This is a genomic window from Symmachiella dynata (assembly GCF_007747995.1).
Taxonomy (GTDB): domain Bacteria; phylum Planctomycetota; class Planctomycetia; order Planctomycetales; family Planctomycetaceae; genus Symmachiella; species Symmachiella dynata.
In genome coordinates, this window is record NZ_CP036276.1 from 5,104,042 (window position 1) to 5,128,556 (window position 24,515).

Sequence of the window (24,515 nt, forward strand, 5' to 3'; positions counted from 1 at the left end):
GTTGTGCAAAAACCCTCACCCCGGCCATCTCCCAGAGGGAGAGGGGGAAGTGATTGAGGGACGGCGGATTCACTGAATGGATCGGAGCACTAACGTTGTCGCGCGTCGTTGCGGCGGGAATCGTATCGTTCGTTCATGCGCTCGCGTCCCTGTGGCTTGGCCATGCCTTGCACTCTTCTGCGGTTGACCGGGACGGTAAGGATGTGCCGGGGGTCGTAATGTTTTTCACCGCGGAACCCTCCGATCGACCGGGAGGGCGTCACGGCAATCACCTGCAGTTGATCAATCAGCACATCTCCCATGCCAGTCAAACTCAATGTCAGCGTCATCGAGCCGCTGTGGGTTGCTTCGCGAAACATTTCAAAGCGTTGCCAACCATTGGTCGATTTCCAACGCAATCCTTGGGCCGGGCCGGCCAGACTGTCGTAGAACATTACCCCATCGGCGCTGCCCGTGATGTCTCTGCGGATACGTATTTGGCCGCGGATGTGAATCAGTTGTCCGCTTTGCACCGTCAGCGGCGGTGTCGTCACGGTGACAGGTGGTTCGGGAACCAGCAGTGGAATTCTTTCCGCATCCAGCGGCAGCGCAGCCAACCGCAAACTATATTGCCCGCCGCCGGGGGAAGGACGCGGCGCGAGTTCTGCATTCGCTTGAATGCCGGACGACTCCCGCTGTTTGTGTTGCCACCCCTCGGCGATCATCGTATCGAGATCTTCAAAGTCCCCTGAACGCAGCAAATTGTCACCCACGGAAATCTTACTGCCAAAGCGGGCCATCATGTCCCAATGATCGGGCAATGTTTGAAAGCACAAGGTGTGCAGACTGGAGGTCGGGCTGGAGAGATTGCGTACGGCATCGTTCCAATGCCCCCGTTGCAAAATCCTCAGCGCTTGCATCGCCTCGCCGCTCAAAATCCGTGCCCCATTGAAGTCCTTGAGTCGCAGCGCTTCCCGGGCGCTACGCAGACTGGATTCGCATTTACGAATGTTGCCCAATCCGTCTCCCTGTGGATATCCCAATTCGACAAGCTCTCGGTCAATCGCGCGGACCCGCTCTAATTTTGTTTCTGCTAACCGGAGTGAAATCGCAGCGCTTTCCGGCGCCATTGCATAGACTTTGCGATCCAGTTCCATTTTCAATCGCGGGTTGGACGTCAGCAGGACCATGGCGGTCTGGTCGAACTTTTGCAACGTGATTTCTAATCCACCGGCGACGCGTCGAGTACGTCCGTCCAGACTGTGCACACCGGTGGTCGTGATTTCAAAGGCAACCGCTGTGGCCGAGACGCCGGGAACAGTCATCCGCACATTTTCGCCCCCCAACCGTCCAGGAACGAATTGTGCCCCCTCCTCAAGCCAAGCGGGTAAAATCAACAGATTCCCGTCGACCGTTTCCAGCACGGCCGCTTCGAGTTCTTTTTTGAGTCGCGGCTTCTGCCGCAAATCATCCGTCCGTGCTCGTAACAATTCGTCTTTCCGCCGCCGCGCTTCTGCACTGCCGCCGAACAGGTTGCCCTGGCGAAGCTGCTGCTTGCGTTGCGAAATCTTGACAGGAACCGTTGATCGCAATGTCGCCGTCGCCAGCCACGGTTCGATCAAATCCAATTCCATGTTCAACAACTGAACGACCAACTTGCGCTCCAATCCTCCAGGACGCTCCTCGTTCAAATCGCTCGACTTCATGAAACCAACCCCACGATTGCCTGCCTGCAGCGCCGCATAAAGCTGTAGGCGAATTTGCTCCGGCTCGACAACCACCGGATGCCACCCCGCAGCCACGCGCCAGCCGTCGAGTTCAGGCGCCGGTTCGGTTTCGATCCAGGTCCAGCAAAACGAACCAGGACGAGCCGCATGGCGTTTCGCCATCAATGCCTCACGGTACTCGCGGAAATTCAAGCTGGTGTGCAACACGTTTCGCGAAACCCCGAGCATCTTGAACAGTCGTGAGTACGACAACTCCAACCCCGCCACATCCCCCATGAATGGACGGTTGTATTTTCGGTCCGCGCCGCGCAGGGTTTCGATCCAATTGGTAATCAAGGATTTGTCAGCAGCAGGAATGCCCGTACCCAGATACCACGCCAAGATGCCTTCGGTGTCTTTTGAAAACGGGGCCAAGTTGGCCGTCCGTGCATCATACATCTCGCCGTCCGGTCCGATCGCTTGCGGTGGAATGGCGATCATCCACAGTCCCTGTGCCCGCAGTTTTTTCAGCACCGCTACATTCGCGAAATCCGGTATCCACGCGGTATTGAAGCGCAATCGCGCCAACTCGGCCGGATCCTCGTTATGATAAGGGAGGATGCGCAAAAAGGTCGGCTTGCCTTCGATTGTCAGTTGATCCAGATGAAATTTGGCGGGGGTTGCTGTTGCGGACGCGTCCTCGCGGTGGTCAACTGGAATAATAGTCGGGGGTCGCACGCGCGGTCCCAAACGCATGTCATCTATCAAAAACTTAACCGGCCCGGCCAACGATTTGGCTGTCAAATACGCACGGTCGACATACATACCCTCGGTATCGATTTCCGTCTTTTCGTAATAGTTTCGCGCCCAACCGATTGTCTTGAGCACCGCACGTTTGGTCGTACGGCAAGTCAGCTGTTGCCAGCGGCCTTCCTCGTCGGTGTAGGTGTCGCCCTCGAGAGGAATCATGAGCGCCGTTTTACCGGTTGTGGGGTCAATCTCGTTGGGTAACACCAATCGGAGCGATAATTGGCAACCCGGCTGTTGGCAGCGAACCCATACCGAAAGATGCGTTTCACCCAATAGAACCTGAGTCGCCGGCAATGAGTGCCGCAACTCCACCAAAGTCCCTTCGTCAGCCGCTTCGAAATTTAGAAATTCCGCACCTTGTCCCTTGTGGGCTTGATCCACACGGCGGTGCTCAATCAGTCGACATTTTTGTTTGTCGAACTGCCAATACCAGGAAGTTTCGCCGGAAGAGACGTCTTCGAAATCTTCAACGAATTCCGCAGCGGCGCAGACGCCCCCCAACCACAACAGCAGGCCCAACAGGAACCCGCAGACGTGTAGCCCAAACCTGAGACCTATATGCGGTTGAGAACGACTCTTCTCATCCATGAGAAGTGGTGTCTATTAGAAGGGGTGGTATGGAGGAAAATCAGAAAAGTGAGAGAACAGCCGATGGCCCGCGATACAGCCCGATTTTGTTTCTGTGCCGCAGCGAGGTGCCAAAGCACCAGACATGTTGCCATTTCGCATCATGTGTCCAAAGCGGCAATCGGACGTAACTGCGAGATATTATAGCAACTTGCGATTTAGGCCAACCCGAAGGCGTTGTCATAAAACCACATGGCCCGATCTGTGTCGAAAAACATCATTTGACGCAAACACCTACAGTAATGCCACTTGCGTAAATCCATCTTGAAACACTGCCCATCGGCGCGGAAAATGCATAAAATAGCAACAACAGGAGAACAACAATAAGATGACTGGACATCCAAGATTGAACGATAAAGACACCGAGGAGCTGCCTCGAGAACTACTGGAGCTGGGACGGCAAATTGCCAACCTGCCTAGCGAATACCAAGCCGATATGGGGCGGGTCTACGATCAGGTCGTCGACTCCGCACGCCGTCGCCGACGTATCTTATCGCTGGTTCAGGAAGCCCTTTCGCAATTGCGCTTGGACATCAAATATCTGATGTTCGACCTGCAGGTCACTCGCGACGAGCGCGATGCGCTGCGCCAGGATTCTTCCGAAGACTAGGACATCCTCAAATTCTCTAACGTTGGGTGCCACTGGCTTTGCCAGTGTTCCGCAAGGATCACGCCCACCCGAATACATGAATCGTGACGCACCAGTCATGCCAGCGTCTGGGTGACGCTTAGTCGTCGTCAACCATTATCGGCGACGATTTCACGCTTGGGGCCTCCACGGGTCGCAGTCGCCAGAACTGCGCCAAGATTGTGCCGGTGAGCATACAACCAAACGTATACAAAGCCGGCGGAACCATCGTGCTCGGTTCGTCCGGATAGAGTTGGCTCGCCAATACGGTTCCCAATCCGGCGTTCTGCATGCCGATTTCCAATGTCAGCGCCCGCCGCATCGGCTCGCTGAATCGCAAGGCCTTGCCGCCCAGGAACCCCGCGGCATAACCGGCCACGTTGATCAACAGCAGCGCGCCTCCCAACGTCGAAGCGTGTCCGGTGATGGCATCTCGCTTATTCGCGAACACGGCGGCCACGATCCACAGGATCGTCAGATTGGCAATCACCGGCCCCAGCCATTGCATCGCGGACTGAAACTTCGGCAACCGCCGACTGAGCAAATGCCCGATCACCACCGGCCCCACCACTTGATACAGTAACTTGATCGAGACATCGACTGGGGAAACGGTGAGCGATTTGCCCAGAAACAACCAAAAGGCGGCCGGCACGAATAGCGGCGACAACAACGTCGCGCTCGTGGTCAAGCTGACCGAATAGCTAACATTGCCTCCCGCCGCCAGGGTGAGCACGTTGGACGCCATCGCCCCCGGCACGCACCCCACAATGATCACGCCCACCATCAACTCCGGACCAAACCCGAACAACCGGCCAACGCCATAGGCGAACAGCGGCATGGTGGTGTATTGCAGCAGCGTCCCCTGCAAAACGGTCGGCCAATGTGCCGCAACGTTCCGCACTTCGTCACTGGGCAACAGCGCCCCAATAGCAAACATGGTGACGATGATCAGGTAGGACAAATACGGCGTGCTTTCCACAAACGGATCAAACGACGTCAGCCCCCACTGCGGCCAAAAATAGGCCACCAAACAAAGCAGACTCAACCAGGCCAAGAGATACCGTTGCAGCATAAGACGTCCAATACGATGAACAACAATGTAGGGTGCGTCGCGACGCACCTTTCTAGGTAGGACGTTTGACTGGAAAGCAAACAAATCTCACGCAACAGCGAACAACGTTTTACGTTGGATTCACGACTGCTTCAAAAACGCTTCAGCTTGGTGATGATGCAACCCGCATCCGCTGCGCTACGATGGTTGCCCGGACAGCGGAGCGCGTTGCGTGTGCCAGTTGGTTTCGCGTTCAAACATGCGTGCGGCGCGCAGGACGCGGTCTTCTTGCAGCGGTGGAGCTAAGACTTGCAACCCGATCGGCAATCCCTCTGAACTCATGCCTGCGGGAATTGAAATGCCCGGCAATCCGGCTAGGTTGGCGCTCAGCGTATAGATGTCCGACAAATACATCCCCAACGGATCATCATCGTGCGCACCCAACTTGAATGCGGGTGTGGGCGACACTGGTGAGACAATCACATCGACATCCTGAAACGCCGTATCAAAGTCCTCGCGAATCAACCGCCGCACTTTGAGCGCCTTGAGATAATACGCGTCGTAGTAGCCTGCCGAGAGGGCATAGGTCCCCAACATCACCCGTCGTTTGACTTCATGCCCAAAGCCCTCGCCCCGGCTGGCGGAAAACATGTCGATCATGTTTTCAAAGGATTCGGCCCGATGCCCATAGTGTACGCCGTCGTATCGCGCCAAATTGCTCGATGCCTCCGACGGAGCAATCAGATAGTAGACCGAGACGGCATATTTTGAGTGCGGCAAACTGATCTCGCGCAGCTCTGCTCCCTGCGATTCGTAGACCCCCAACGCGGCGTTGATTGCCGCTTCGACTTCAGGATCCAGACCATCGACAAAGTGTTCTTTGGCGACGCCGATCTTCAAACCGGCCAACGGTTCCTCGACTGTTTTGCTATACGGGTGAACCGGCGTGTCGATGCAGGTCGAGTCGCGATTGTCATACCCGGACATCGCTTCGAGCAACAACGCTGCTCCGGCCGTATCGTTGGCGAACGGGCCGATTTGATCCAGCGAACTGGCGAAGGCGACCAATCCGTAACGCGAAATCCGGCCGTAGGTTGGTTTCATACCGACCACGCCGCAGAAACCCGCCGGTTGACGAATCGATCCACCCGTATCGGTCCCGACCGCTAGCGGCGCCATCTGAGCCGCGACCGCCGCTGCCGAACCACCGCTCGATCCTCCTGGGGCTCGCTCAAGATCCCAGGGATTGCGCGTTGCACCGAAATACGAATGCTCGGTCGACGATCCCATGGCGAATTCATCCATGTTCGTCTTCCCGATCAGGACCGCACCGGCGTTACGCAACAACGTCACCGCATGCGCATCGTAAGGAGGAACATAGTTCGCCAACATTTTGCTGCAGCACGTCGTCGGCACACCCCGCGTGCACATGATGTCTTTGACCGCTACAGGCAATCCAGCCAGCAGCCCCAGTTTCTCCCCAGCTTGCCGCTGACGATCGACCTCTCGCGCCGCATCGAGTGCTGCATCGCGGTCGACATGCACAAACGCCTTCACGTCTTCGTCGTGTGCGGCGATCACGTCCAAATAGGCGGTCGTGACTTCTTCGCTGCAGGTATCTCCCCGCTCCATCCGTGCAAGAAGTTCCGCGGCGGTCGCACCGACAATCGACATGGCTGTAGGTCTCGAATGGGGAGTGATGATTTGACCGGCGACGTTTTCCGCAGTTTTCTAGCGCAAGCCCACGGCAAAAATCCGACCGCGGCTAGGACCCTTCCAGAATCTGCGGAACCTGGAAGTAACGGCCGTCCGACTTCGGGGCGTTGGCCAAGGCTTCGTCCCGCGGTAGGGACTCATGGACTTCGTCCGCGCGGAACACGTTCTTCAATTCGATCGCATGAACCATCGGCTCGACATCTTCGGTGTCCAACTCGTTCAATTGATCCATGTGCCCGAGGATTTGCGCCAACTCGGAAGTGAGGCTATCCAGTTCCGCGTCGCTCAATTTCAGCCGCGCGAGAACTGCCACCCGTTGGATTTCATCGCGTGTCAATTCAGTCGTCATGATCGTGCCAGAGCGTTCTCAGAAGACGCGCAGCGACAAGCCGGCGGTGTCTCCACCAGCATCTCACGCCGCTCGGGTTTATTTTTCAGGAAGCGTGAACAACTTCCGCACGACCGCTTTTTGCACGCGTCCGCCACGGATGCACTGCACGCAGACCCGCTTGGAGACTGTTCCGCCGCCCTCTTGCACGCGAATTTTCTGCAGGTTCGGTTTAAACATCCGCCGCGAAATCCCCGTGGTTTGGCGTCCGTTTCCGCCCAGATACTTCGCCTTACCCCGTTGCGTGACCGAATTGCCCTTCTGGGCGGTCTTTCCGCAAACTTCACAACTCGCACTCATGACGATAATCCTTACGTTTGTTTACATTTATGTCGTACCGGGCACGGGACAAGTATAATCAGCCTCACCTTGATTGCAAGCGGTCGCTGACACACTTTTAGGGGCTAATTTTGACCACTTCGCCCCGTCTCAATCGCCCCTCTGCTGGAATCCGACAAACCTCTCGCTACAGGTTGTCTTGCTGGATACCACCTATGTTGCTGGATACCACCTACGCCTCATCTCAGGCAATTCGGCCTGGAACGGGAATTCCCCGCCCCTTTCGCCTCGGACAGCCTCTTCGCTGTACCACCTAGCTTCCAATTGAGGCTCAAAATTTTTCCAAAATTGGTCTTGTCTCAATTCGCCGCAGGGTATATATACACCCGTTCAGTGACGTAAGTGTGATCCACTCGGAAAGAACTGGTTTTAGGATAAGTTTTTCTTTGCGGATTGCAAGATTTGCGATGCGAATTGCAAGACCTCCCAGAACGTGGGTTGAGTGGCTGCGGGCGGGTATGAAATTCTTGAGAATTTCATATTCCGTAAACTGTCCCTTAACATACGGTTGTAGTATCTCAAAAAGATGGGAGGACGAGGGATGAACTCCTCTGGCACACAGTTCGCTGATGCAAAGGATTGCCTGAAGCATTCGGCCGATTGGGGCCATTGCATTCAATTAGTTGTCCCGCGTTTGACCAAACGCGATCCACCAAAAACAGGAGGGGAGCGATGCTAGTACTTGCCAGAAAACGGAACGAATCGATACAGATTGGAGATGACATTGTCGTCAAAGTGATCCAATGCGGCCGCGGAGTCGTGCGTCTGGGGATCGAAGCCCCGGGCCACATTCGCGTACTCCGTTCGGAACTCGCTGAGACGTTTCTCGAAGAAGCCTACACCGGGAAATCGGTAGCCGGCGCCTTCACAGCTTAAGCGGTCCCGTTCCCGTTACATTCCGAAAGCCGGAATTCGCTAGCGGCAACGGACCACCATTTCGAGTTGCCGTGTCATACGGCGGCGGCAACGTCCTCGGGGAATCCTGACCGAGACCTACCTCAAAGACGATTTCCTTCTCCACGACGTTGTCAGCCGCCTTGGCTTCTCCACAAGCCACATGCACCGACCGAGCCGTCCTTAAAACCCCTAGGTATGCCTACAGCGTCGGTATGCCTACAGTATAGTGGCGCGTCTATAAGTAGTGACCGCTAGCGGACGGTAATCCCCCGCAGGGATCACACCGCTTCAGCTAATAGCAGTTGCCAAACGGCACACACTCTCGACAACCACACTCCCGGCAATACCAGTAGTAAACATTGTCGAAATGAATGTTTTCGTTGACACAGTCATTGAAGTCGTCGACTTCCTGGTAATAGGCATTGCTCAACGGGCCGCTACTACAGCCCGGAACTGCCACCAGAAATAATGCTGCGAATGCCAGCGCCAATATGTGACGCATGCTGCCGTCTCCCCCCAGAGTACCGAATATGCAAGTTCTGCTGGGGATATCGACTATCTGGGACGCACAGCTTGACGCAGTCTTGCAATGATTTGGCTGCATCGACTGATTTGCAAAACCTACAACCTGCGGTCCGGCTCCAAGGCCGCTGTCTACTTCACGCGAGTAATTGCCCAACCTACCAGAATCAGCGCAAGCACAACGTGTCCGTAGTCCTGCAGAGTCATTGTCTGCAGGAGATCCAACATTTGAGTTACGTAATGGTCGGCGAAACGTTTCATAAGTGCTTTTGGGGCGATTCAGGCTCCGGTTCGAGAAAACGAACGCTCTCAAGGATTCTGTCAAACATAGCCCCAAACCCCCAGCACGGCCAATTTCGCAGTTGGCAATTCGCGCAACGTCGACAATTCGGCCTGTGGAGCGACGGCATGTTCCCATTGAGCGGGTTGTACGCGAGATTCAGGCAAATGACGAAGCGAACGACAGCACATTGACATTTTGAGAGGGAGCCATTAACCTCATCGACGACTGATGTCGATGACAACAAATACCTTATGAGATGATCCAGCGGCGGCAACGCCGGCAGTTGAGTGCCGCCTTTAAACACCCCGGTCAACGAACGGAGACTATTCTGGACCGGTCCTCCAACTTCCTCGACGGCGTGCCATTTTTGAGCTCGCCAAAGTGAGATTTAGTTATGCGTCTTATGATCATTCAGCGTTCGTTTTTTTTGATGGTTGGCGTATTGGCATACACAGCCACGGCCACAGCTCAAAGCCCCGGGTGGGCTGAAGCGATGTTCGAAGAAAAAAACCACGACTTTGGAGTGATCGCTCGCGGCGCGGAGGCGACCTACCGGTTCAAAATCACCAACAACACCAACCAGCAAGTGCATATCGCCAACACGCGAACGACTTGCGGATGCACAGCCGCACGCCCCAGTCGCGACCTGTTGGAAAGCGGCGACTCCGCCTACATCGAAGTCTCGATGAATACGCGGAAATTCACCCGTAAAAAAGACTCGAACCTGATCGTCACATTCGACGCGCCAGCTTATGCAGAAGTCCGCTTGCCGATCTCTGCTTACATTCGGACAGATGTCGTCCTGACTCCGGGTATGGTGAACTTTGGCGCCGTTGCGAAAGGAACATCCGCACAAAAAGTAATCGACATTGCCTACGCCGGACGTGACGACTGGAAAATCCTGAAAGTCGAAACCAAAAACCCATACATCACAGCCAAAGCCGTTGAAAAAGAACGCAATGCCGGACGCGTGAAATACGATCTGGTTGTGGACCTTAAAGGTGATGCCCCGGTCGGTGACCTGCGAAATCAACTTTTCCTGATTACGGACGATACCAACAGCCCCCGCGTTCCCGTGTTGATCGAAGGCCGGGTTGAAGCAGAAATTACAATCACGCCCCGAGCCGTTTCCTTCGGCGTCTTGACTGCCGGCGGAAACAAGAAAACCGTGAACGTTGTTTTACGCGGACGCAAACCGTTTACGATCGAGAAAATCGAAAGCGAATCGGGCAACGCTGCCTATCAAGTTCAACTTCCCAAAACGACTAAGCCGGTGCATGTGTTGCCGTTGTCATTCGTCCCTTCAAACAAACCCGGCAAGTTCGCCGAGACGTTCACCGTGACGATCAAAGGCATGGCTGAACCGATCCAATTCACTGCCCGCGGCGAAATTGCCGCGGCGACGGCTGAAAAATAAGCCGCTACCGATACTACTTTTTCGCTGCCTTGATTCCTGCAAAGGACGCCAGAGAAGGATTCTCCGGGTGGTCCGTCCCTTGCGGTTCTCAATAAGATACCAATGCCCCGCCGAAACGTTTCGGCGGGGCATTGGGCGTTTACGGACATCGCGAAATGGCGTTGTGCGAGCTTTCGGTGCTGTCGTTATTCCCCGCGTCGTCGCCGCAGCGCTGAGCGGCAATAGGGATCGAGTTCCAATTCGACCAACTCGTTCTCCAACTCATCCAGACGCGGATCTTGCAGCGATTTCGAGACTTCATCGAGCAGCATTTCAGCGAATTTGTCGCGTGCACGTTGCAGTGTCTTCCGCATGCCTGCCGCAGTGAATGCGGGACGTTTTCCCTGCATTCGCACATTGAGTTGCTCAGCGGCGGCGGTTGAGGTGAGCTGAGGATGCTCGGTCTGGAATTTCAACACCACGTAATAAGAACGCCCCTTGCGGCGATCCACCTCTTCAAGTTGCTGCCACGTCCGCGACAACAATTCGTTCCGCCAGGTCCGGGTGAATTCTGCCTCAAGTTCAGCTGCGGGATTTTTGAATTCGCTCGGCTCGATTTGAATGCTGCCTGGCTTCTTGCTGACCTTGCGGCGGTACTCAATCACGAGATTGATCAATGCCGATTTCAGATACGCCCGGAAGCGCCCCCGCGATTGATCCGCATTGCGAAATGACCCTTTGGAAATCCGCAGCGCGAATTCTTGAAACAATTCATCCGCAGCGTCGGGATCGCGGACCGCGCCGAGCAAATAGCGATAGACGGCCCGCGAATACTGATCGAAAAACGTTTGAATCGCCCGCTTGTGTCCAATTTCGGCGCCGCGACTGGCGTCCAAAATCATCTTCCAATCGGTTTCGATCTGACTCAATCGAGCGTCGAATTCGTCCGGTTTCATGCGTAGCAACCGATCGTGTTGGCCCATAGTCTTCGCAGAGAACGCATCAGCGGTTATTGTAAGAGGCGCAAGGAACGCGAACAAGCACAGCTAAGGTTCCTGCAAGGAATGCAACGGGGACGACCACTGTCCCCCTGCATCTTGTTTCTCCTGTCCATAGAGGGTTTGCCATGAGGTTCTTGAATCGATGCCTGGGCGGAGTGTTATTGGTTGCAGCGCTGACCCCCACGGCCCTGGCCGCTGACGAACCCGCACCGCTTTCATTGTCGTGGCAAAAGAACATGCTCACCATTTCGGGCGAGCATTTGCCGGGAGGCCCGCCCAAAATTCATTATATCGAGGCGTATTGCAGGCCCGGTTCGACCGATCGTGATTGGCGAGAAACCACTATCCCACATGAAACCAAGCTGATCGACACCGCCCAAGACGGCAGCCGCTTGCAACTGCAATGCACATTGGCCGATGGCGTGATTGTGCAGCACGATATTCGCGCTCTGGCGGACAACATCGATTTTCAGATCACGGCGACCAACCCCACCAAACGGCCGTCGCTAGCCTATTGGGCGCAACCTTGCCTGCGGGTCGATCGATTTACCGGTCGCAATCAGAAGACCTACCTCGACAAAGGCTTTGTCTTCTACAACGGCAAACTGACCCGCATGCCAACTCCCGATTGGGCGACCAAGGCTCGCTACGTGCCTGGACAAGTTTGGGCGCCTCGGCATGTCGATCGCAACGACGTCAATCCCCGCCCGCTGAACGACACTGTCCCCAGCAACGGCCTGATCGGTTGTTTTTCCGCCGACGAGTCAATGATTCTGGCCACCGCCTTTGAGCCCTACCAGGAACTCTTCCAGGGGGTGATCGTCTGCCTGCATTCCGACTTCCGCATCGGCGGACTCAAGCCGGGAGAATCGAAACAGATTCGCGGTAAGATTTACATCCTCAAGAATGATGTCGCAGAATTGTTGCGAAGATATCGCAAGGATTTCCCCGAACACCACGTGGCCAGCGGTGGCAAAAACTAATCCGGACCATCATCAGCCGACTGGTGGAACGGGATGGTCGTTCAGGCGGCTATTCGATAATCCGATAGACGGAAAAAGCATCCACCGGAATTTCGGGATCGATGTTGTAAGGCACGGTGCCCCAAACACTGCTGTAAAATCCAGCGTTTGCTTCACCACACATGGAGTGCACACCGAAGCGAGGCAGCGAAGAATTGACTTCTTCGATCAGAGCGATGTTGTACATCCTGGGATTCAGCCGCGCGTTGTTGAGCGGATAAATCATGATCCCCGATTTATTCAAATAGTATCCCCGCTGCTCGTTGAGCGTTAAATCGGCATCAAAATCTATCGGCTGAGCGCCTTCTTTTTCCATGTAATATTGAAACCCCCAGTGCCCGGCAAAAGTGACTTGCTCTCCACTTTGAATCAACTCCCGCACGGCGGTCTGGGCGAATTCTCTTCCCACACTGGCAAAGTCGTAGTCGGCAATGGCTACGATCAACGAAACCAACAACGTGGGCCCCACGGCAATTTTGGTCCAGAGAAGCCAGGATTGGCTCTTCTTGAGCGACTCCCCCCAGCGAACGACCAGCACACACAAGGGGAAGATTGCCAGCAGGATGACGCGGACATTGACGGACCAATTGATGAAACTACAAAAGAATAACGTACCGAAAAACCACAGCCCCAAGAGCAACGAATCCCCATCCTTGCGGGCAATGCAACTTGAGATCGCGATCACCACAGCAATGGATCCGGCAAATGCCATCGCGTCGGTGATTTCCACATAGCTGAAATCGATCTGCCTTCCATCGGGAAAGGAGATCGCATACCACCCAGCAATGATGGTGAAGAGCAGCAATGCGACCAGCCCCATTTTCAGCCACCCGGAAAGGAATCGACAAGCGGGCAACAAGAACAGCGGCCAGACCAAGGAACCGCCTAGAAACGATAACGCAACGCGCACGCCATCCACCATTTCGTTTCCCGCATCCTCGGACAATGCAAATTGCTCGGACATGGAATGTTGTTCGGACGTTGAGAATCGAGCGGCTGCTAACGGGTGAAAGAGACCGCATTCAGGCTGGGCCTTCGCATAAAACCCCCAAGCCGAAACCACCATGACCGGCAGGCAGGAGACCGCTAGCCACCCGGCAATCCAAGCGGGAGAAATGGCCAGCTTACCTTCTCTGCGCGACATCCAAATCGTCGCCGCCAACCAGACCGAAAGGAGAGGCACCAGGGCAATCCCAAAATACTTTGTCATGGCCGCAGCCGCGGAACAAACGGCAGCTAGCCAAAGGAAGCCGGGGCGATTGGTATTCCGGGCGAGAATCGCAAAGTAAACGGCCAGTAGCCAAAAGAACAGCAACGAGATGTCGGCCATTAACGTGGTCGCGCTGACGAAAAATCCGGGGCACAGAACAGCCAACAACGTCGCCATGACGGGATGGGTGCATAATTGCCGCGCGATTTGAAACATCAAATAGGTACACCCGGCAGCCAATAAGGCCCAGACCACATGCAGCGGAATTTCATTTTCTCCGACAAACAACAGAGCGCCGGCCATCAAGTAACTATGCAGCGGCGGGTGCAAGCTGATCTTCCAGAGCGACTCCTCTTTGCCGTCCCAATTCAGGGTGCTGTTGTAGGGATGGAGCGGATCGCGTAGAAAGTCTGCCCCGACTCGCACGTAAAACGTATCGTCGATGTGGAAGGCTTTGCCGGCGAACAGCAACAGCAAAACGAACAGCAAAGCGGCGAGGCCGAGCCCATACACCCAAGGACTCGCTGGTGATTTTTGTGGTCGCGTGTCTGGCTGGTTCATGCGAAAACCATTTTTTTGATATGGTGATTACCGACCATGCGCAACTCAACATCTCCGGCACGATTTTTTCGTTTTTTTAACAGCGACAGTGCGATGCGTGCGGAGTCGAAGTATTGCAGAATCGACCATTCCGAACAAGTATTGCCGATGCTGGCCAAACACCATTTTGCCCGCTCCGAGTTCTTGTTAGATTGAATCGACATCCATCAACCAGCAGACTTGGCGATCGCTATTTTCAATCAACAAATCCCCCATCCGCATAATCGTTCATAATGCAGCCAAGTCTCTATTCCCTGAAAGTCACGCAGGTCGATCCCCAGGCGGCAGGCGTCGTTGAGACTCCGGCTTGCCCTGTTTGCGAAAACACATCTGCGGTTCCGACCTTCTCGATTGAGGGCTTCTCGCAGAAGGTCGTCAATTGCAGTCGCTGCGGCCTGGGGAGCCAATCCCCCCTCCCCAGTGAAGAGGAGATTCGCACGTTCTATCCACATGAATACTATGGCGATTCGGGCGAGAAATTTCGCACTTTTGTGGAAACCATGATCAGGTTGGTCGCAGCCCGCCAAGCCCGTGCCATTGCGAGCGGACTTCCCCCAGGCGCTCGGATTCTTGATGTGGGATGCGGCCGGGGAATGCTACTTCGCGCGATGGCCATCCGGGGACATGAAGCGCATGGTGTCGAAAACAACAGCGAGGCCACGAAAGGCATCGACCCGCGGATCCACGTGCGCATTGAGAACCAGTTGGCGGATGTCGAATATCCGTCAGACTATTTCGATCGCGTTATCATTTGGCACGTACTTGAGCATCTGCCGAACCCTAAAGAGACGTTGCAGGAAGCACATCGCATTCTCAAGCCGGGGGGAGACATCATTGTTGCAGTGCCGAATTACTCCAGCATCCAAGCACGCTGGGCCGGGCCGGCTTGGTTCCATCTCGATCTTCCGCGCCATCTGTACCATTTTCCCGTCTCGGCATTGAAAACAATATTAGAAAATTGTGGTTTCACCTGCCGGGCCGAACATCATTTCTCTCTCCGGCAAAATCCATTCGGTTGGTTGCAAAGCATACTCAACCAGTACGATACGCTGCCCAAAAACTCGTTGTATGAACTGCTGCATCGCCGGGGTGCCGGGACGGGGGAACTACTGGGTTTCTGGGGCCGATTCCGTTTGAAAACGATGTTCCTATTGGGCATGCCATTCGCAACCATCATGGCCGTCGTCGCAGCTCTCTGCCGTAAAGGTGCCACGGTTCATGTGGTAGCAACGGCCTTGCCACCGGTCGAGGAAACACAAAGCTAACTTAAGCTTGCTAAGACAGTATCGGCCAAGCTGGATATTCGCACAGGTTGAGGGGACAACTCCGCAGCAAGAATCATGGTCTTTCCTGGCAAGGTCCCAATTCGGCCCTGATAGGAAAGCGATTTCTAAATCAATCTCCGAGAATATGAATCTGTTCGAGTTGCAACACCAAATGCAAAACAAGAGCTTGGAAACGACGAAGAGATATACTGGAACTGCAAATCAGCGTGCGATCGCGACTGATAAGTTGTTTATTCCGGCCGTCCCTAGAAAGAAAGCGTAACCAAATGATTCACACGAAAGGCCAGTGGCGGTATTCGCAAATACACGATACATCTATAGAATCTCTGCAAGAGACCATTGGAAAGCTCATTCAAGGTCCAACATGGCTGGTAACGAGCGAGGAAAACGCATCAGAGATTCCATTCGGTTTGGTTGCAGTGGTTCCGACACCATCATCCGGGGAAGGCCGGGAGGCGGAGTATACCGCGAACGCCCGCCTAATCGCATCCGCTCCGTTTCTCCTTGAGACATGCAAGGGTGTAATCAAAGCGCTGGAAAACGAAGAAATTCCGAGGCTCGAAATAGCCTATTTGCTTCGCGAAGCTCTGGAATCGATTACCAGCACGGAAGAGAGTGCCAGGCAGGCAGTGTATTTGATGAACGTGGGGGACGATGACGATTCCCCCCTCTTTCAAAAAGAAAACGGCATGTCAGTCGAAGTCCATACCCCCATAAAACTTCGCAACAAGTTAATCAGCCTACTCGACGGTTTCGACGAAGCCGAAACTATAGACAGCATGCCAAACGGTATTGGGTTCGCTCTTTCGTTCGTCATTGAGCAAGCCATGCCCAATGGGGAATGTCACCTCGAAACCCAGAATGTCTTTGGCCCCATTGAATATGCCGACACGGTCCCCGTGACGTTGTTCTTTCGGCTTTCACAATTCCGAACCCTGGAAGAGAAAGCGTTGTCCAATAGCATGACTGTCGCTGACTTATGCCGAAGTATGCTACACGACTTAACCACCCTCGAAGGCGAAAGGAAATCACAGTTGCTGAGAGACGGCAAAGCTGGATATGATGACCGCAGTAAGAGGGGTGTACCATTTGTGATGTCTTGGGATTCCTGCGACGACGACGGCAATTTCGACGACGATGAATTAGAATTTACGTAGAACGGACTCTCCCCCCCCCCAAGATACCATGCAACGTGAGTCTTTTTGCCAATTGCGTTTGCGCCCGTAGCTCAGCTGGATAGAGCAACGGACTTCTAATCCGTAGGTCGGTGGTTCGAATCCACCCGGGCGTGCTTTGTAAGCCACTGCTAGACAGTGGCTTATGGCGTTCTTTGGGAGTGGGGTTTTGAGTTGGTTTAACTGTTTCGCCCTGATGCCACGGGTCTGAATTGTACGGGGCATTGGCGATTGCTCTCAGGCGGGGTGGGCAGCGGGCTGGTCTCCTGCTGACTTGCCCTTCGGATATCTAGTGCTTGCGGGATGATTGTGATCTTGCATTTCGGGAAACTGCACGTGTCGTCATGGAGCGACAGGGATTTGTTAATTTAGCCGTTTTTCGGGCAGAACCTGTTCTGCTGATCGCTGAGATTGAACGGAAAAACAAACTCGCCGAAGAATGACTTGACGTTGCTGGAAATGCAGGCTACAAAATATGCATAAGCGGTGCATATTTAGCTTGTTTCTCGAATTTGAGCTCCTCATGCGACTGACAACCCAGACGGACTTCGCCTTGAGAACGCTGATGTATCTCGCGTCGACCAGAAAACGGACGACGGCGGCGGAGGTGGCGCAGCTCTATAAAATCTCCACCCACCATATGTCCAAAGTGGTGAACCAACTCGCGCGGTTGGGATATGTTCGCAGCATCCGGGGCATCGGCGGGGGCATCGAACTCGCTCAGCAACCCGAGGACGTCCGTCTGGGCGATGTGGTTGAAGCTTTTGAGGGAAACATGCATCTCCTGGATTGCGTTGCCACCGAAGACGTGTGCGCGATTCAATCGTTTTGCAAACTGAAAGGCGTGCTGGCCGAAGCGGAGCGGATCCAGTTGGAGTATTTGAACAGCCTCACACTGGCGGACGTCATTCCGACAAAACGGCAATTCAGTCGCGTTGAATCTACCGGATAGTCATTCATCTGTTTGTTCCTTCCTTCGCCCCCCTACCCTGACCTCCCCCGACATTCACTATTATCCCCAGGAAGTTGAAATGAAGCACCTTCCCGAATTGGCCGTTATTGCCATGATTGCCTCTGTAGCAATCGCAATGGCAACAATGGGACACTCGCGCGCCGCTGTGGCCGACGAAGCGGCCACCACTGAGCAAGCGACAGCGCCGGACAAAACCGCCCAGCCACGACCGGCCGGGAGTGCCGCGAAGAGGGGGGTGTCACTGGAGATTGCTCGCGATCGTGCGGAGGTCATGCACGATGTCTATGCAGCCACACTGGAAGTGCTGCATGAACGCTATTTTCACGGAGCGCGAGCCGCAGTTCCCGCCCGGGCTCTGCAGGATGTTTTCTCGACGATTCAGCACAAATCGAAGGTCGAAGCACGCTGGATATCGGTGAATATGGAGCCGATGAGCATCGACCACGAACCCAAAAGCGACTTTGAAAAGCGGGCGGCCCAAGCGATTTCTGCCGGCAAGGGACACCTGGATGTTGTCGAAGAGGGTTTCTATCGCCGCGCCGGCGCCATCCCGCTCGACGATGGATGTATTGGGTGCCATGCGGGCTTTGCCAAGAAACCAAATGGTGACCCAAAATTTGCCGGATTGGTCATCAGCGTCCCGCTCAGCAAACAGAAACCGGAACACCCCAAGACACAGAGCGACTCGCCGCGTCAGCAATAATCGACCAAGCTTCGACGATAAATGCAGGTGGGCTCACTGCTCTTCATGGCCATTGGTTGTCACTCTTAACCTTTTACCTCCAGAATTTGATGATCGGAAAAAACATGCAAAAAACGTACGCCATCCTATTTGGTGGGGCTATGCTGCTTGCCGTAGCCGCAATCGCTCTGACCGGAAACCGCAGTGCGGTGAACGGCGCGGAACAAAAAGGGCCGGACAAAGCGGCTGTGGAGCGGTCCAAAAAGACGGTGCAGATGTTGGACAACATCTATAAGCAAACGATTGTGTTGATCACCGACAAGTACGTTCACGACGAGGACGATTTCGCCGCGGGAAGCGCGGCAGTGCTGTTGTTTAAAAACATCTCGGATTCAGGTTCCCACAAGGTGCGACTGATCGACGCCACAGGCGAGCCGTACGAAGAAAAGAATGTCGCGAATGACGATTTCGAGCGTGAAGGTATCAAGCGGCTGAAAGCCGGCGCTAAGATTCATGAGCAAGTGGTCACCGTCGACGGCAAACATCAATTACGGACTCTGACACCGGTGCCGGTGGTGATGGAGCGGTGTGTGATGTGCCATGGACATTATGCGGATGTGAAAAAAGGCGAACCGATCGGCGCGATTAGTTATACCCTGCCAATCGAGTAACCCCGAATTGTTGAGCGACAAAGCGGAACCATGAATCGAACGATCGAATTCAAGACATTTGTTCATGCGGCGGGCGATGCGATGATTGCCGCCGACCCGGATGGTGTGATCGCCTTATGGAATCCCGCCGCTGAACGAATTTTCGGTTTTACGGCAGGCGAGGCGCTGGGGGAAACATTGGACCTTATCATCCCCGAGCGCTTTCGCCACCGGCATGGGGAGGGTTACCGGCAGGTTATGTCGAGTGGAACGACACGATATGGGCACGACGTCTTGCGTGTCCCGGCTCTGCATAAGCAGGGACACGTTCTTTCCGTAGCGTTTACCGTGACGCTACTCTTTTCGGCGGAGAAGGATGTTGACATGATCGTGGCTGTCGTGCGTGATGAAACCGAATCATGGAACCAAACGCGGGCACTTCGCGAACAGCTCAAGGATTGCGAAACGCGTCTGGCCAAAACCCTAGGAAGCAGCTCAAACGTACCGTGAATAGAAAACTAAATATCATACTGTTGTTGGCAGCGGTCCTGCCAGGCGCCGTGGTGCTATCGCCGGGTCGATTTGGATCGCCGACAAGTCGCATCATTGCAGCGGATGAAGCGGGCGACAACAAACAAGCCCAGGACGATTTACCGACGACCGTCCTTGAGGCCCGCGGTCGCGCGCGGCTGTTACATGAAACGATTCATGGAGCATTGCAGGTGGTGCATCGCGATTTTTTCCTGGAAGATGATAGTGTGATGATCCCCTCCCAGTCGCTGGAGGATGTCTTCTTGGAGTTGGCACGCGGTCATCACGTTACGCTGAAATGGCTGGTGGTCAACGGAGGCGTAATGAACGTCGATCACAAACCGGCCGACGCATTCGAAAGAAACGCGGTCGCCGCTCTGGCCGATGGTAAAAAAGAGTTCGAAGCCACTGAGGGGAATACGTTTCGATATGCCGGCACGATTCGCTTGGCGTCGCGGTGCCTGAAGTGTCACGTCCCGAACCGAACCGACACCAAAGACCGCACGGCCGGACTGGTCATTAGCATGCCGTTGAAAAAACCAGAATGAGGAGTTGGAAATGCTCTACACCAATCTACTCAATGAATACGCCTCAGCTCCGGAGATATTGCGGGAGACCGTGGCGGGAATGACGACCGAGCAACTCGATGCGGTGCCGATTCCTGGAAAATGGTCGACACGGCAAGTCATCTGCCACATTGCCGACTTCGAAACCGTTTATGCCGACCGAATGAAACGGGTCATCGCCGAGAGCGAGCCGACGTTTTTCGGCGGAGATCCTGACACGTTTGCAGCCCATTTGGCCTATGGCCAGCGCGAAGTCGGTGATGAAATCCAGCTGATTGAATCCGTGCGGGGCCAGATGGCGCGGATCTTGCGGACATTAAGTTCCAAAGATTTTCGCCGCGAGGGAATTCATTCCGAAAACGGTCAGGTTTCACTAGGCTTATTATTGGAAGGCATCACCGAACACATTCCGCATCATCTTCACTTTATCAAAGAAAAGCAAAAGGCGCTGAAATTGTAACCTGCAATCGCGGCGCCGATGCAACCAGGCATCGGCGGTAACGATTCGCCTTGCTCTCTGTAAAGCCATTGCATCATGAACTGCCTCATTAGAAACAATGTGAACGTCCCCACCCCTGTGCCTCGATATCTCGGGCAAACAGTTGTCGTGTGGGGCATCGCAACGGCGATTTTGTTCGGCCTCAATGCGAATGCGTTGGCGCAGTTGGAATTCGAGAAAGCGCCGATCAATTATGGCGACGCTCCCACCGAGAACCCTATCAGCGAATTGCAGTCCAAACTCGATGCGGGACAAGTCCGGCTTGAATTCGATGAACAGCGGGGCTATTTGCCAGCTGTGTTGAAGTTGTTGGACATTTCGCCTGCGTCGCAGGTGTTGGTGAAATCAAAAACCAGCTTTCAGTTGCGGCGCATCTCGCCGAGACACCCCCGCGCGCTGTATTTCAACGACGAATCGTATATCGGCTGGGTGCAAGGTGGCGATGTCTTAGAAGTGATGACGACTGATCCACAACTAGGAGAAGTGTTTTATACACTCTCCCAGGACCTGGACGAGCCGCCGCAATTCGTACGTGATCAAGGCCAATGCATTATCTGTCATGCGTCGTCGCGCACTCAGGGCGTGCCGGGCGGCCTGGTTCGATCGGCCTTTGTGGATGCGGGCGGACAACCCCATTTTGGTTCTGGAACGTTCAACATCGACCATCGCAGCCCGTTTGAAAAACGTTGGGGCGGTTGGTACGTCACCGGTACGCATGGGACGATGCGACATATGGGAAATGTCGTCTCGGAGAATAAGCGAAAACCGGAAGAACTGGATCGAGAAGCGGGAGCAAACGTCACGGATCTTTCCGGACGATTTAATGTCTCCCCTTATCTAACGCCGCATAGCGATATTGTCGCTTTGATGGTTTTAGAACACCAAACCCAAATGCAGAACTTTCTCACACTCGCGAATTTTGAAAGCCGCTACACGGCACATTCCGACAGCATTATGAATGCCGCTCTGGATCGACCGCCGGAATACGAGAGTGGTGCCACCAAACGTCGCACCGCGGCGGCGGGCGAAAAGCTGCTGCGGTATTTGTTGTTCGCTGACGAATTCCAGCTCACAGCGCCCGTGAAAGGAACGACGGAATTTGCGGCTGAGTTTTCCCAGCAGGGTCCGCGGGATAGTCGCGGACGTTCGTTGCGTGACTTTGATCTGCAAACCCGGATGTTTAAGTATCCCTGCAGCTATTTGATTTACTCAGCTTCATTTGACCAACTCCCGGATCCCGTAAAACGATACGTCGTCCGACGGCTTAAGGAAGTGCTCACTGCTCAAGACACGAATGACGATTTCTCAAACCTCACAGCCGAAGATCGTCAAGCAATCCTCGAAATTTTGACTGAGACCAAACCTGATTTGTGGCAGCCCTAACCCGAGCCCGGCGATCATGCGATTCTACTGACCAATGAACGTCCCGAATCAGGACGATGATGCGCCGGTTTCGTCATCACGGTCCGCCATGATGACTTGGCGCAGTTGCTGCAAAACCGAATTGGGTTCCTGTCCCGCTTGTTGGCAGGCATAGTCCAACGAGATTCCGCCGCAGGAATAGTCGATTCCCAATTTCTGAAAGACTGCCAACGACTGCGGGTACTCGATCACCCAATCGGGGACGCTGGTTTCCAGGTCACATTGCATCGAAAAATCGCGCCTCTCGCTGATATGAATTCCCCTACTCGAACGAGGCGTACGTTTGCACTGGCCCCGCCAGCGATGAATTTTACCATACGCATCGCCATCAGCCCAATGCTTTAGTTCTAATCGGTAAGCGTGACCGTATAGCAGTTACACTTTAGCCGGCGGCTATTTGGTAGAACCGCGTTCTCCACTTGTTGCGCCTTCAGGGCCAGTGATTGCGTATCTGACAACGTAGGTCTTCGCAGCAATTTCCAAATCGGCTGTGGGGGTGTGCATCTGCTGGAGTCCACCTAGAAAGGCAGTCGGAGAAGTCTCCGCAGTGCGCCACTCGAACCAAACATCGGGGGTGTCGCCGGTCAGTTGAAAGCGGATTGCCTGACCGGGTGTCCGTTCAACGGCCGCCACACGCAGCGTGGTATTCGGAATGCGGGCATCACCGAGCATCAGGAGGGTCCGAGGTTCGCCATAAGGATAAGCGAGAAACGCGCCGAAACCGGCGATCTCTCCCCCTTGGTCGGGCCACGCATCATTGAGTTGCTGTGCAAACTCGCTGACCGACTCAGCATACTGTGCCAGTTCGGCCGATTGTCCGCGGAGTCGGATGACGTCCCAGTTCGTGCCCAGCAACCCCCATCCCATTGCCAGCAACAATCCGAAGACTGGAAGGGCAAAACGCTCACGGCCGCGCCCCCAATAGGCAGCGGCCGCTGCGAGGACGAGCGTGAGACTCGCCAACAGGTTTCCAAACTGTGCGGCCCCTTGCGACGCAGCCGAGTCTGCCTTACTCACGACGATCGGCACATACTCCCCCCACGGCTGCGACCACCATCGGAGTTTGCCCAAGAGGGGCGACGTGTCGGCTGGAGCATTTCTGTCAAAGTAGAACAAGCCAATCAGAGTCACCAATGCGATCGCGTTGATCATGATCAATGACCAGATGATACGGCGCCCGGTGGATCTGTATTCCCCTCCACGGGGCCAATCCTCACTGATGGCGATGTTACCAACCGGACTTTTGCCGGCTGCCGTCATTTCGATTCTCCCTTCGCATGCGCGAGCGAAAGCAATGCGAACGCCGTGCACAGCCTTGGATCGTTCTCAAACCACTGCCGGTTCTCGTTCACCCAAGACCCGTCGGGACGCTGCGACTTGGCGAGTTGCTGCACTAGGTCGGTTCGCCAAGTCTGCTCGCCATCGGGCGTGGTAATGACATCCAATCCCGAGGCTTCGAGAGCGGAACCCAGCGTGTTGTAGTAGTAGAACAGCCCGGCGCGTCCTTGGCCCGGATTCTTACTGACCGAGTAATGTTGCGAAATCCATTTGAGGGCGGCCTTGGCCCGCGGGTCATCCTTGGTCAGGCCGGAGTAAACCAAGCTTTTGAACCCGGCATAGGTCATCGAACCGTAACTCCGCAGCCCCCCGTTGGGTGTGTACCGCTCCGACGTCGAGGGATCGACCTTTTCAGTGGGGATCACATAGTAGAAGCCCCCGTCGTTGACTTTGTCGGCAAACTGCGTGTCGTTCCCCTCTCCTTCGAGGTTTTGGCAACGGGAGACGAAGAGCAGTGCTCGCTGCAAGGCCACATCATTGGAGGGTGTGTCTACCGCGTGCAACGCCTCGATCAAAAATGCGGTGTTGGACAAATCCGGCCGTTCCTTGCCGCTGTAACCGACGCCGCCGAAATGCGGGTCGGCCTTGTCGATTCCATCGCCGGCGCCGATCTGCAGTCCGCGAACAAACCGCTCCGCGTTCTTCAAGGCCGTGTCGTACCGCCCGTCACCGGCAACACGATTCGCCTCTGCGAGCGCCATGATTGCTACGCACGTCTCATAGTTGCGTAACCGGTCGCTGGCATAGATCCCGCCATCGGTCTGGATTTTACTTTCGAGGTATTTAAGCCCCCGCGTAACGAGTGGGTCGTTCAGCTTGAGCCCGTTACGCAGACCAGCGGTAATGGCGAGCGATGTGACTCCCGAGCCAACTCGCGGCGAGATCGCCCCATCTGCATCCTGCCCTTTATCACGGAGAAAAGTCAGCCCTTTCTTGACGATGTCGGCTCGTTGCGCTTCGACGGAGCTTGGAGACGAAAGCGTTTCCGCCTCAGGCGGCGCGGCCAATAGTGCGGTCGTCAATAGGATGTTCATGATCATGGTCGATCTCTCTTGGAAAAGCAGCTTGGTTCGGGGGGGAGAACAGCACAAACGACCGTTTAGCGTTTCGTTGCCGCAATCCGGTTTAAAGTGACTCCGCTTCTCATGTGAAAAACGTAGGGAGAAGTAAATCATTCATCGCAAGATTCGATGCAAATAGTGTTCCAGTCGCGTGTTG

Annotated in this window: 24 protein-coding genes and 1 tRNA gene; 14 read left to right on the forward strand and 11 right to left on the reverse strand. The window is 54.8% G+C overall.

Annotation, left to right across the window (positions count from 1 at the left end; all coding sequences use genetic code 11):
* Nucleotides 1–89: 89 nt before the first annotated feature.
* Entirely contained in the window at nucleotides 90–3,083 is a 2,994-nt protein-coding gene (locus tag Mal52_RS19360) for a hypothetical protein (protein ID WP_145378097.1), read from the reverse strand.
* Between the two features lie 367 nt (nucleotides 3,084–3,450).
* On the opposite strand from Mal52_RS19360, the gene Mal52_RS19365 reads away from it, so the two are divergent.
* The gene (locus Mal52_RS19365) at nucleotides 3,451–3,732 is read left to right on the forward strand and encodes a transcriptional regulator (protein WP_145378099.1); all 282 of its coding nucleotides are present in this window, start codon (nucleotides 3,451–3,453) and stop codon (nucleotides 3,730–3,732) included.
* Nucleotides 3,733–3,850: 118 nt separating this feature from the next.
* Here the strand turns inward: Mal52_RS19365 and Mal52_RS19370 are convergent, their stop codons facing one another.
* From Mal52_RS19370 to rpmB, 4 genes are all read right to left on the reverse strand, one after another.
* Entirely contained in the window at nucleotides 3,851–4,822 is a 972-nt protein-coding gene (locus Mal52_RS19370) for a bile acid:sodium symporter family protein (protein ID WP_145378101.1), read from the reverse strand.
* A 177-nt stretch (nucleotides 4,823–4,999) separates the two neighbouring features.
* On the reverse strand, nucleotides 5,000–6,475 hold the full coding sequence (gene gatA / locus Mal52_RS19375; protein ID WP_145378103.1) for an Asp-tRNA(Asn)/Glu-tRNA(Gln) amidotransferase subunit GatA: 1,476 nt from the start codon (nucleotides 6,473–6,475) through the stop codon (nucleotides 5,000–5,002).
* 91 nt (nucleotides 6,476–6,566) lie between these two features.
* Nucleotides 6,567–6,866: an Asp-tRNA(Asn)/Glu-tRNA(Gln) amidotransferase subunit GatC gene (gene gatC / locus Mal52_RS19380; RefSeq protein WP_145378105.1), complete on the reverse strand. Its 300-nt coding sequence runs from the start codon at nucleotides 6,864–6,866 to the stop codon at nucleotides 6,567–6,569.
* Nucleotides 6,867–6,944: 78 nt separating this feature from the next.
* On the reverse strand, nucleotides 6,945–7,205 hold the full coding sequence (rpmB, locus tag Mal52_RS19385) for a 50S ribosomal protein L28 (protein ID WP_145378107.1): 261 nt from the start codon (nucleotides 7,203–7,205) through the stop codon (nucleotides 6,945–6,947).
* 711 nt (nucleotides 7,206–7,916) lie between these two features.
* Between rpmB and csrA the strand changes: the two genes are divergently transcribed.
* Nucleotides 7,917–8,120 carry a carbon storage regulator CsrA gene (gene csrA / locus Mal52_RS19390; RefSeq protein WP_145378109.1) on the forward strand — a complete coding sequence of 68 codons (204 nt, stop codon included), beginning with the start codon at nucleotides 7,917–7,919 and terminating at the stop codon, nucleotides 8,118–8,120.
* Nucleotides 8,121–8,433: 313 nt separating this feature from the next.
* Here the strand turns inward: csrA and Mal52_RS19395 are convergent, their stop codons facing one another.
* Nucleotides 8,434–8,643 carry a hypothetical protein gene (locus tag Mal52_RS19395; RefSeq protein ID WP_145378111.1) on the reverse strand — a complete coding sequence of 70 codons (210 nt, stop codon included), beginning with the start codon at nucleotides 8,641–8,643 and terminating at the stop codon, nucleotides 8,434–8,436.
* Between the two features lie 697 nt (nucleotides 8,644–9,340).
* Here Mal52_RS19395 and Mal52_RS19400 point away from each other — a divergent pair.
* The gene (locus Mal52_RS19400; protein WP_231962398.1) at nucleotides 9,341–10,363 is read left to right on the forward strand and encodes a DUF1573 domain-containing protein; all 1,023 of its coding nucleotides are present in this window, start codon (nucleotides 9,341–9,343) and stop codon (nucleotides 10,361–10,363) included.
* Nucleotides 10,364–10,548: 185 nt separating this feature from the next.
* Here Mal52_RS19400 and Mal52_RS19405 read toward each other — a convergent pair whose 3' ends face one another.
* Nucleotides 10,549–11,298: an RNA polymerase sigma factor gene (locus Mal52_RS19405; protein ID WP_197534331.1), complete on the reverse strand. Its 750-nt coding sequence runs from the start codon at nucleotides 11,296–11,298 to the stop codon at nucleotides 10,549–10,551.
* A 170-nt stretch (nucleotides 11,299–11,468) separates the two neighbouring features.
* Between Mal52_RS19405 and Mal52_RS19410 the strand changes: the two genes are divergently transcribed.
* The gene (locus Mal52_RS19410; RefSeq protein WP_145378114.1) at nucleotides 11,469–12,326 is read left to right on the forward strand and encodes a hypothetical protein; all 858 of its coding nucleotides are present in this window, start codon (nucleotides 11,469–11,471) and stop codon (nucleotides 12,324–12,326) included.
* A 49-nt stretch (nucleotides 12,327–12,375) separates the two neighbouring features.
* On the opposite strand, the gene Mal52_RS19415 is transcribed toward Mal52_RS19410, so the two are convergent.
* Nucleotides 12,376–14,136 carry an ArnT family glycosyltransferase gene (locus Mal52_RS19415; RefSeq protein WP_145378116.1) on the reverse strand — a complete coding sequence of 587 codons (1,761 nt, stop codon included), beginning with the start codon at nucleotides 14,134–14,136 and terminating at the stop codon, nucleotides 12,376–12,378.
* Between the two features lie 272 nt (nucleotides 14,137–14,408).
* On the opposite strand from Mal52_RS19415, the gene Mal52_RS19420 reads away from it, so the two are divergent.
* The 10 genes from Mal52_RS19420 to Mal52_RS19465 all read left to right on the forward strand — a co-directional run bounded on the left by Mal52_RS19420 (nucleotide 14,409) and on the right by Mal52_RS19465 (nucleotide 21,920).
* Nucleotides 14,409–15,440 carry a class I SAM-dependent methyltransferase gene (locus Mal52_RS19420; RefSeq protein WP_145378118.1) on the forward strand — a complete coding sequence of 344 codons (1,032 nt, stop codon included), beginning with the start codon at nucleotides 14,409–14,411 and terminating at the stop codon, nucleotides 15,438–15,440.
* 287 nt (nucleotides 15,441–15,727) lie between these two features.
* Nucleotides 15,728–16,618: a hypothetical protein gene (locus tag Mal52_RS19425; protein ID WP_145378120.1), complete on the forward strand. Its 891-nt coding sequence runs from the start codon at nucleotides 15,728–15,730 to the stop codon at nucleotides 16,616–16,618.
* A 60-nt stretch (nucleotides 16,619–16,678) separates the two neighbouring features.
* Nucleotides 16,679–16,752 (forward strand) — tRNA-Arg (locus tag Mal52_RS19430).
* 407 nt (nucleotides 16,753–17,159) lie between these two features.
* A complete protein-coding gene (locus Mal52_RS19435; RefSeq protein ID WP_145378123.1) occupies nucleotides 17,160–17,588 on the forward strand; it encodes an RrF2 family transcriptional regulator in 429 nt (142 codons plus the stop codon).
* A gap of 79 nt (nucleotides 17,589–17,667) precedes the next feature.
* Entirely contained in the window at nucleotides 17,668–18,312 is a 645-nt protein-coding gene (locus Mal52_RS19440; RefSeq protein WP_145378124.1) for a c-type heme family protein, read from the forward strand.
* 104 nt (nucleotides 18,313–18,416) lie between these two features.
* Nucleotides 18,417–18,962: a c-type heme family protein gene (locus Mal52_RS19445; RefSeq protein WP_197534332.1), complete on the forward strand. Its 546-nt coding sequence runs from the start codon at nucleotides 18,417–18,419 to the stop codon at nucleotides 18,960–18,962.
* A 30-nt stretch (nucleotides 18,963–18,992) separates the two neighbouring features.
* A complete protein-coding gene (locus Mal52_RS19450) occupies nucleotides 18,993–19,451 on the forward strand; it encodes a PAS domain-containing protein (protein ID WP_145378128.1) in 459 nt (152 codons plus the stop codon).
* The gene (locus Mal52_RS19455; RefSeq protein WP_197534333.1) at nucleotides 19,448–20,020 is read left to right on the forward strand and encodes a c-type heme family protein; all 573 of its coding nucleotides are present in this window, start codon (nucleotides 19,448–19,450) and stop codon (nucleotides 20,018–20,020) included. The genes Mal52_RS19450 and Mal52_RS19455 overlap by 4 nt, the downstream gene beginning before the upstream one ends.
* Nucleotides 20,021–20,030: 10 nt before the next feature.
* Entirely contained in the window at nucleotides 20,031–20,498 is a 468-nt protein-coding gene (locus Mal52_RS19460) for a DinB family protein (RefSeq protein WP_145378132.1), read from the forward strand.
* A gap of 117 nt (nucleotides 20,499–20,615) precedes the next feature.
* The gene (locus Mal52_RS19465; RefSeq protein WP_197534334.1) at nucleotides 20,616–21,920 is read left to right on the forward strand and encodes a hypothetical protein; all 1,305 of its coding nucleotides are present in this window, start codon (nucleotides 20,616–20,618) and stop codon (nucleotides 21,918–21,920) included.
* Nucleotides 21,921–21,968: 48 nt separating this feature from the next.
* Here Mal52_RS19465 and Mal52_RS19470 read toward each other — a convergent pair whose 3' ends face one another.
* The 3 genes from Mal52_RS19470 to Mal52_RS19480 all read right to left on the reverse strand — a co-directional run bounded on the left by Mal52_RS19470 (nucleotide 21,969) and on the right by Mal52_RS19480 (nucleotide 24,337).
* Nucleotides 21,969–22,187 carry a DUF542 domain-containing protein gene (locus Mal52_RS19470; RefSeq protein ID WP_145378134.1) on the reverse strand — a complete coding sequence of 73 codons (219 nt, stop codon included), beginning with the start codon at nucleotides 22,185–22,187 and terminating at the stop codon, nucleotides 21,969–21,971.
* Nucleotides 22,188–22,352: 165 nt separating this feature from the next.
* Nucleotides 22,353–23,219, reverse strand: a complete 867-nt coding sequence (locus tag Mal52_RS19475) for a hypothetical protein (RefSeq protein ID WP_145378136.1) — start codon at nucleotides 23,217–23,219, stop codon at nucleotides 22,353–22,355.
* On the reverse strand, nucleotides 23,216–24,337 hold the full coding sequence (locus Mal52_RS19480) for a prenyltransferase/squalene oxidase repeat-containing protein (protein WP_197534335.1): 1,122 nt from the start codon (nucleotides 24,335–24,337) through the stop codon (nucleotides 23,216–23,218). The genes Mal52_RS19475 and Mal52_RS19480 overlap by 4 nt, the downstream gene beginning before the upstream one ends.
* Between the last annotated feature and the right edge of the window lie 178 nt (nucleotides 24,338–24,515).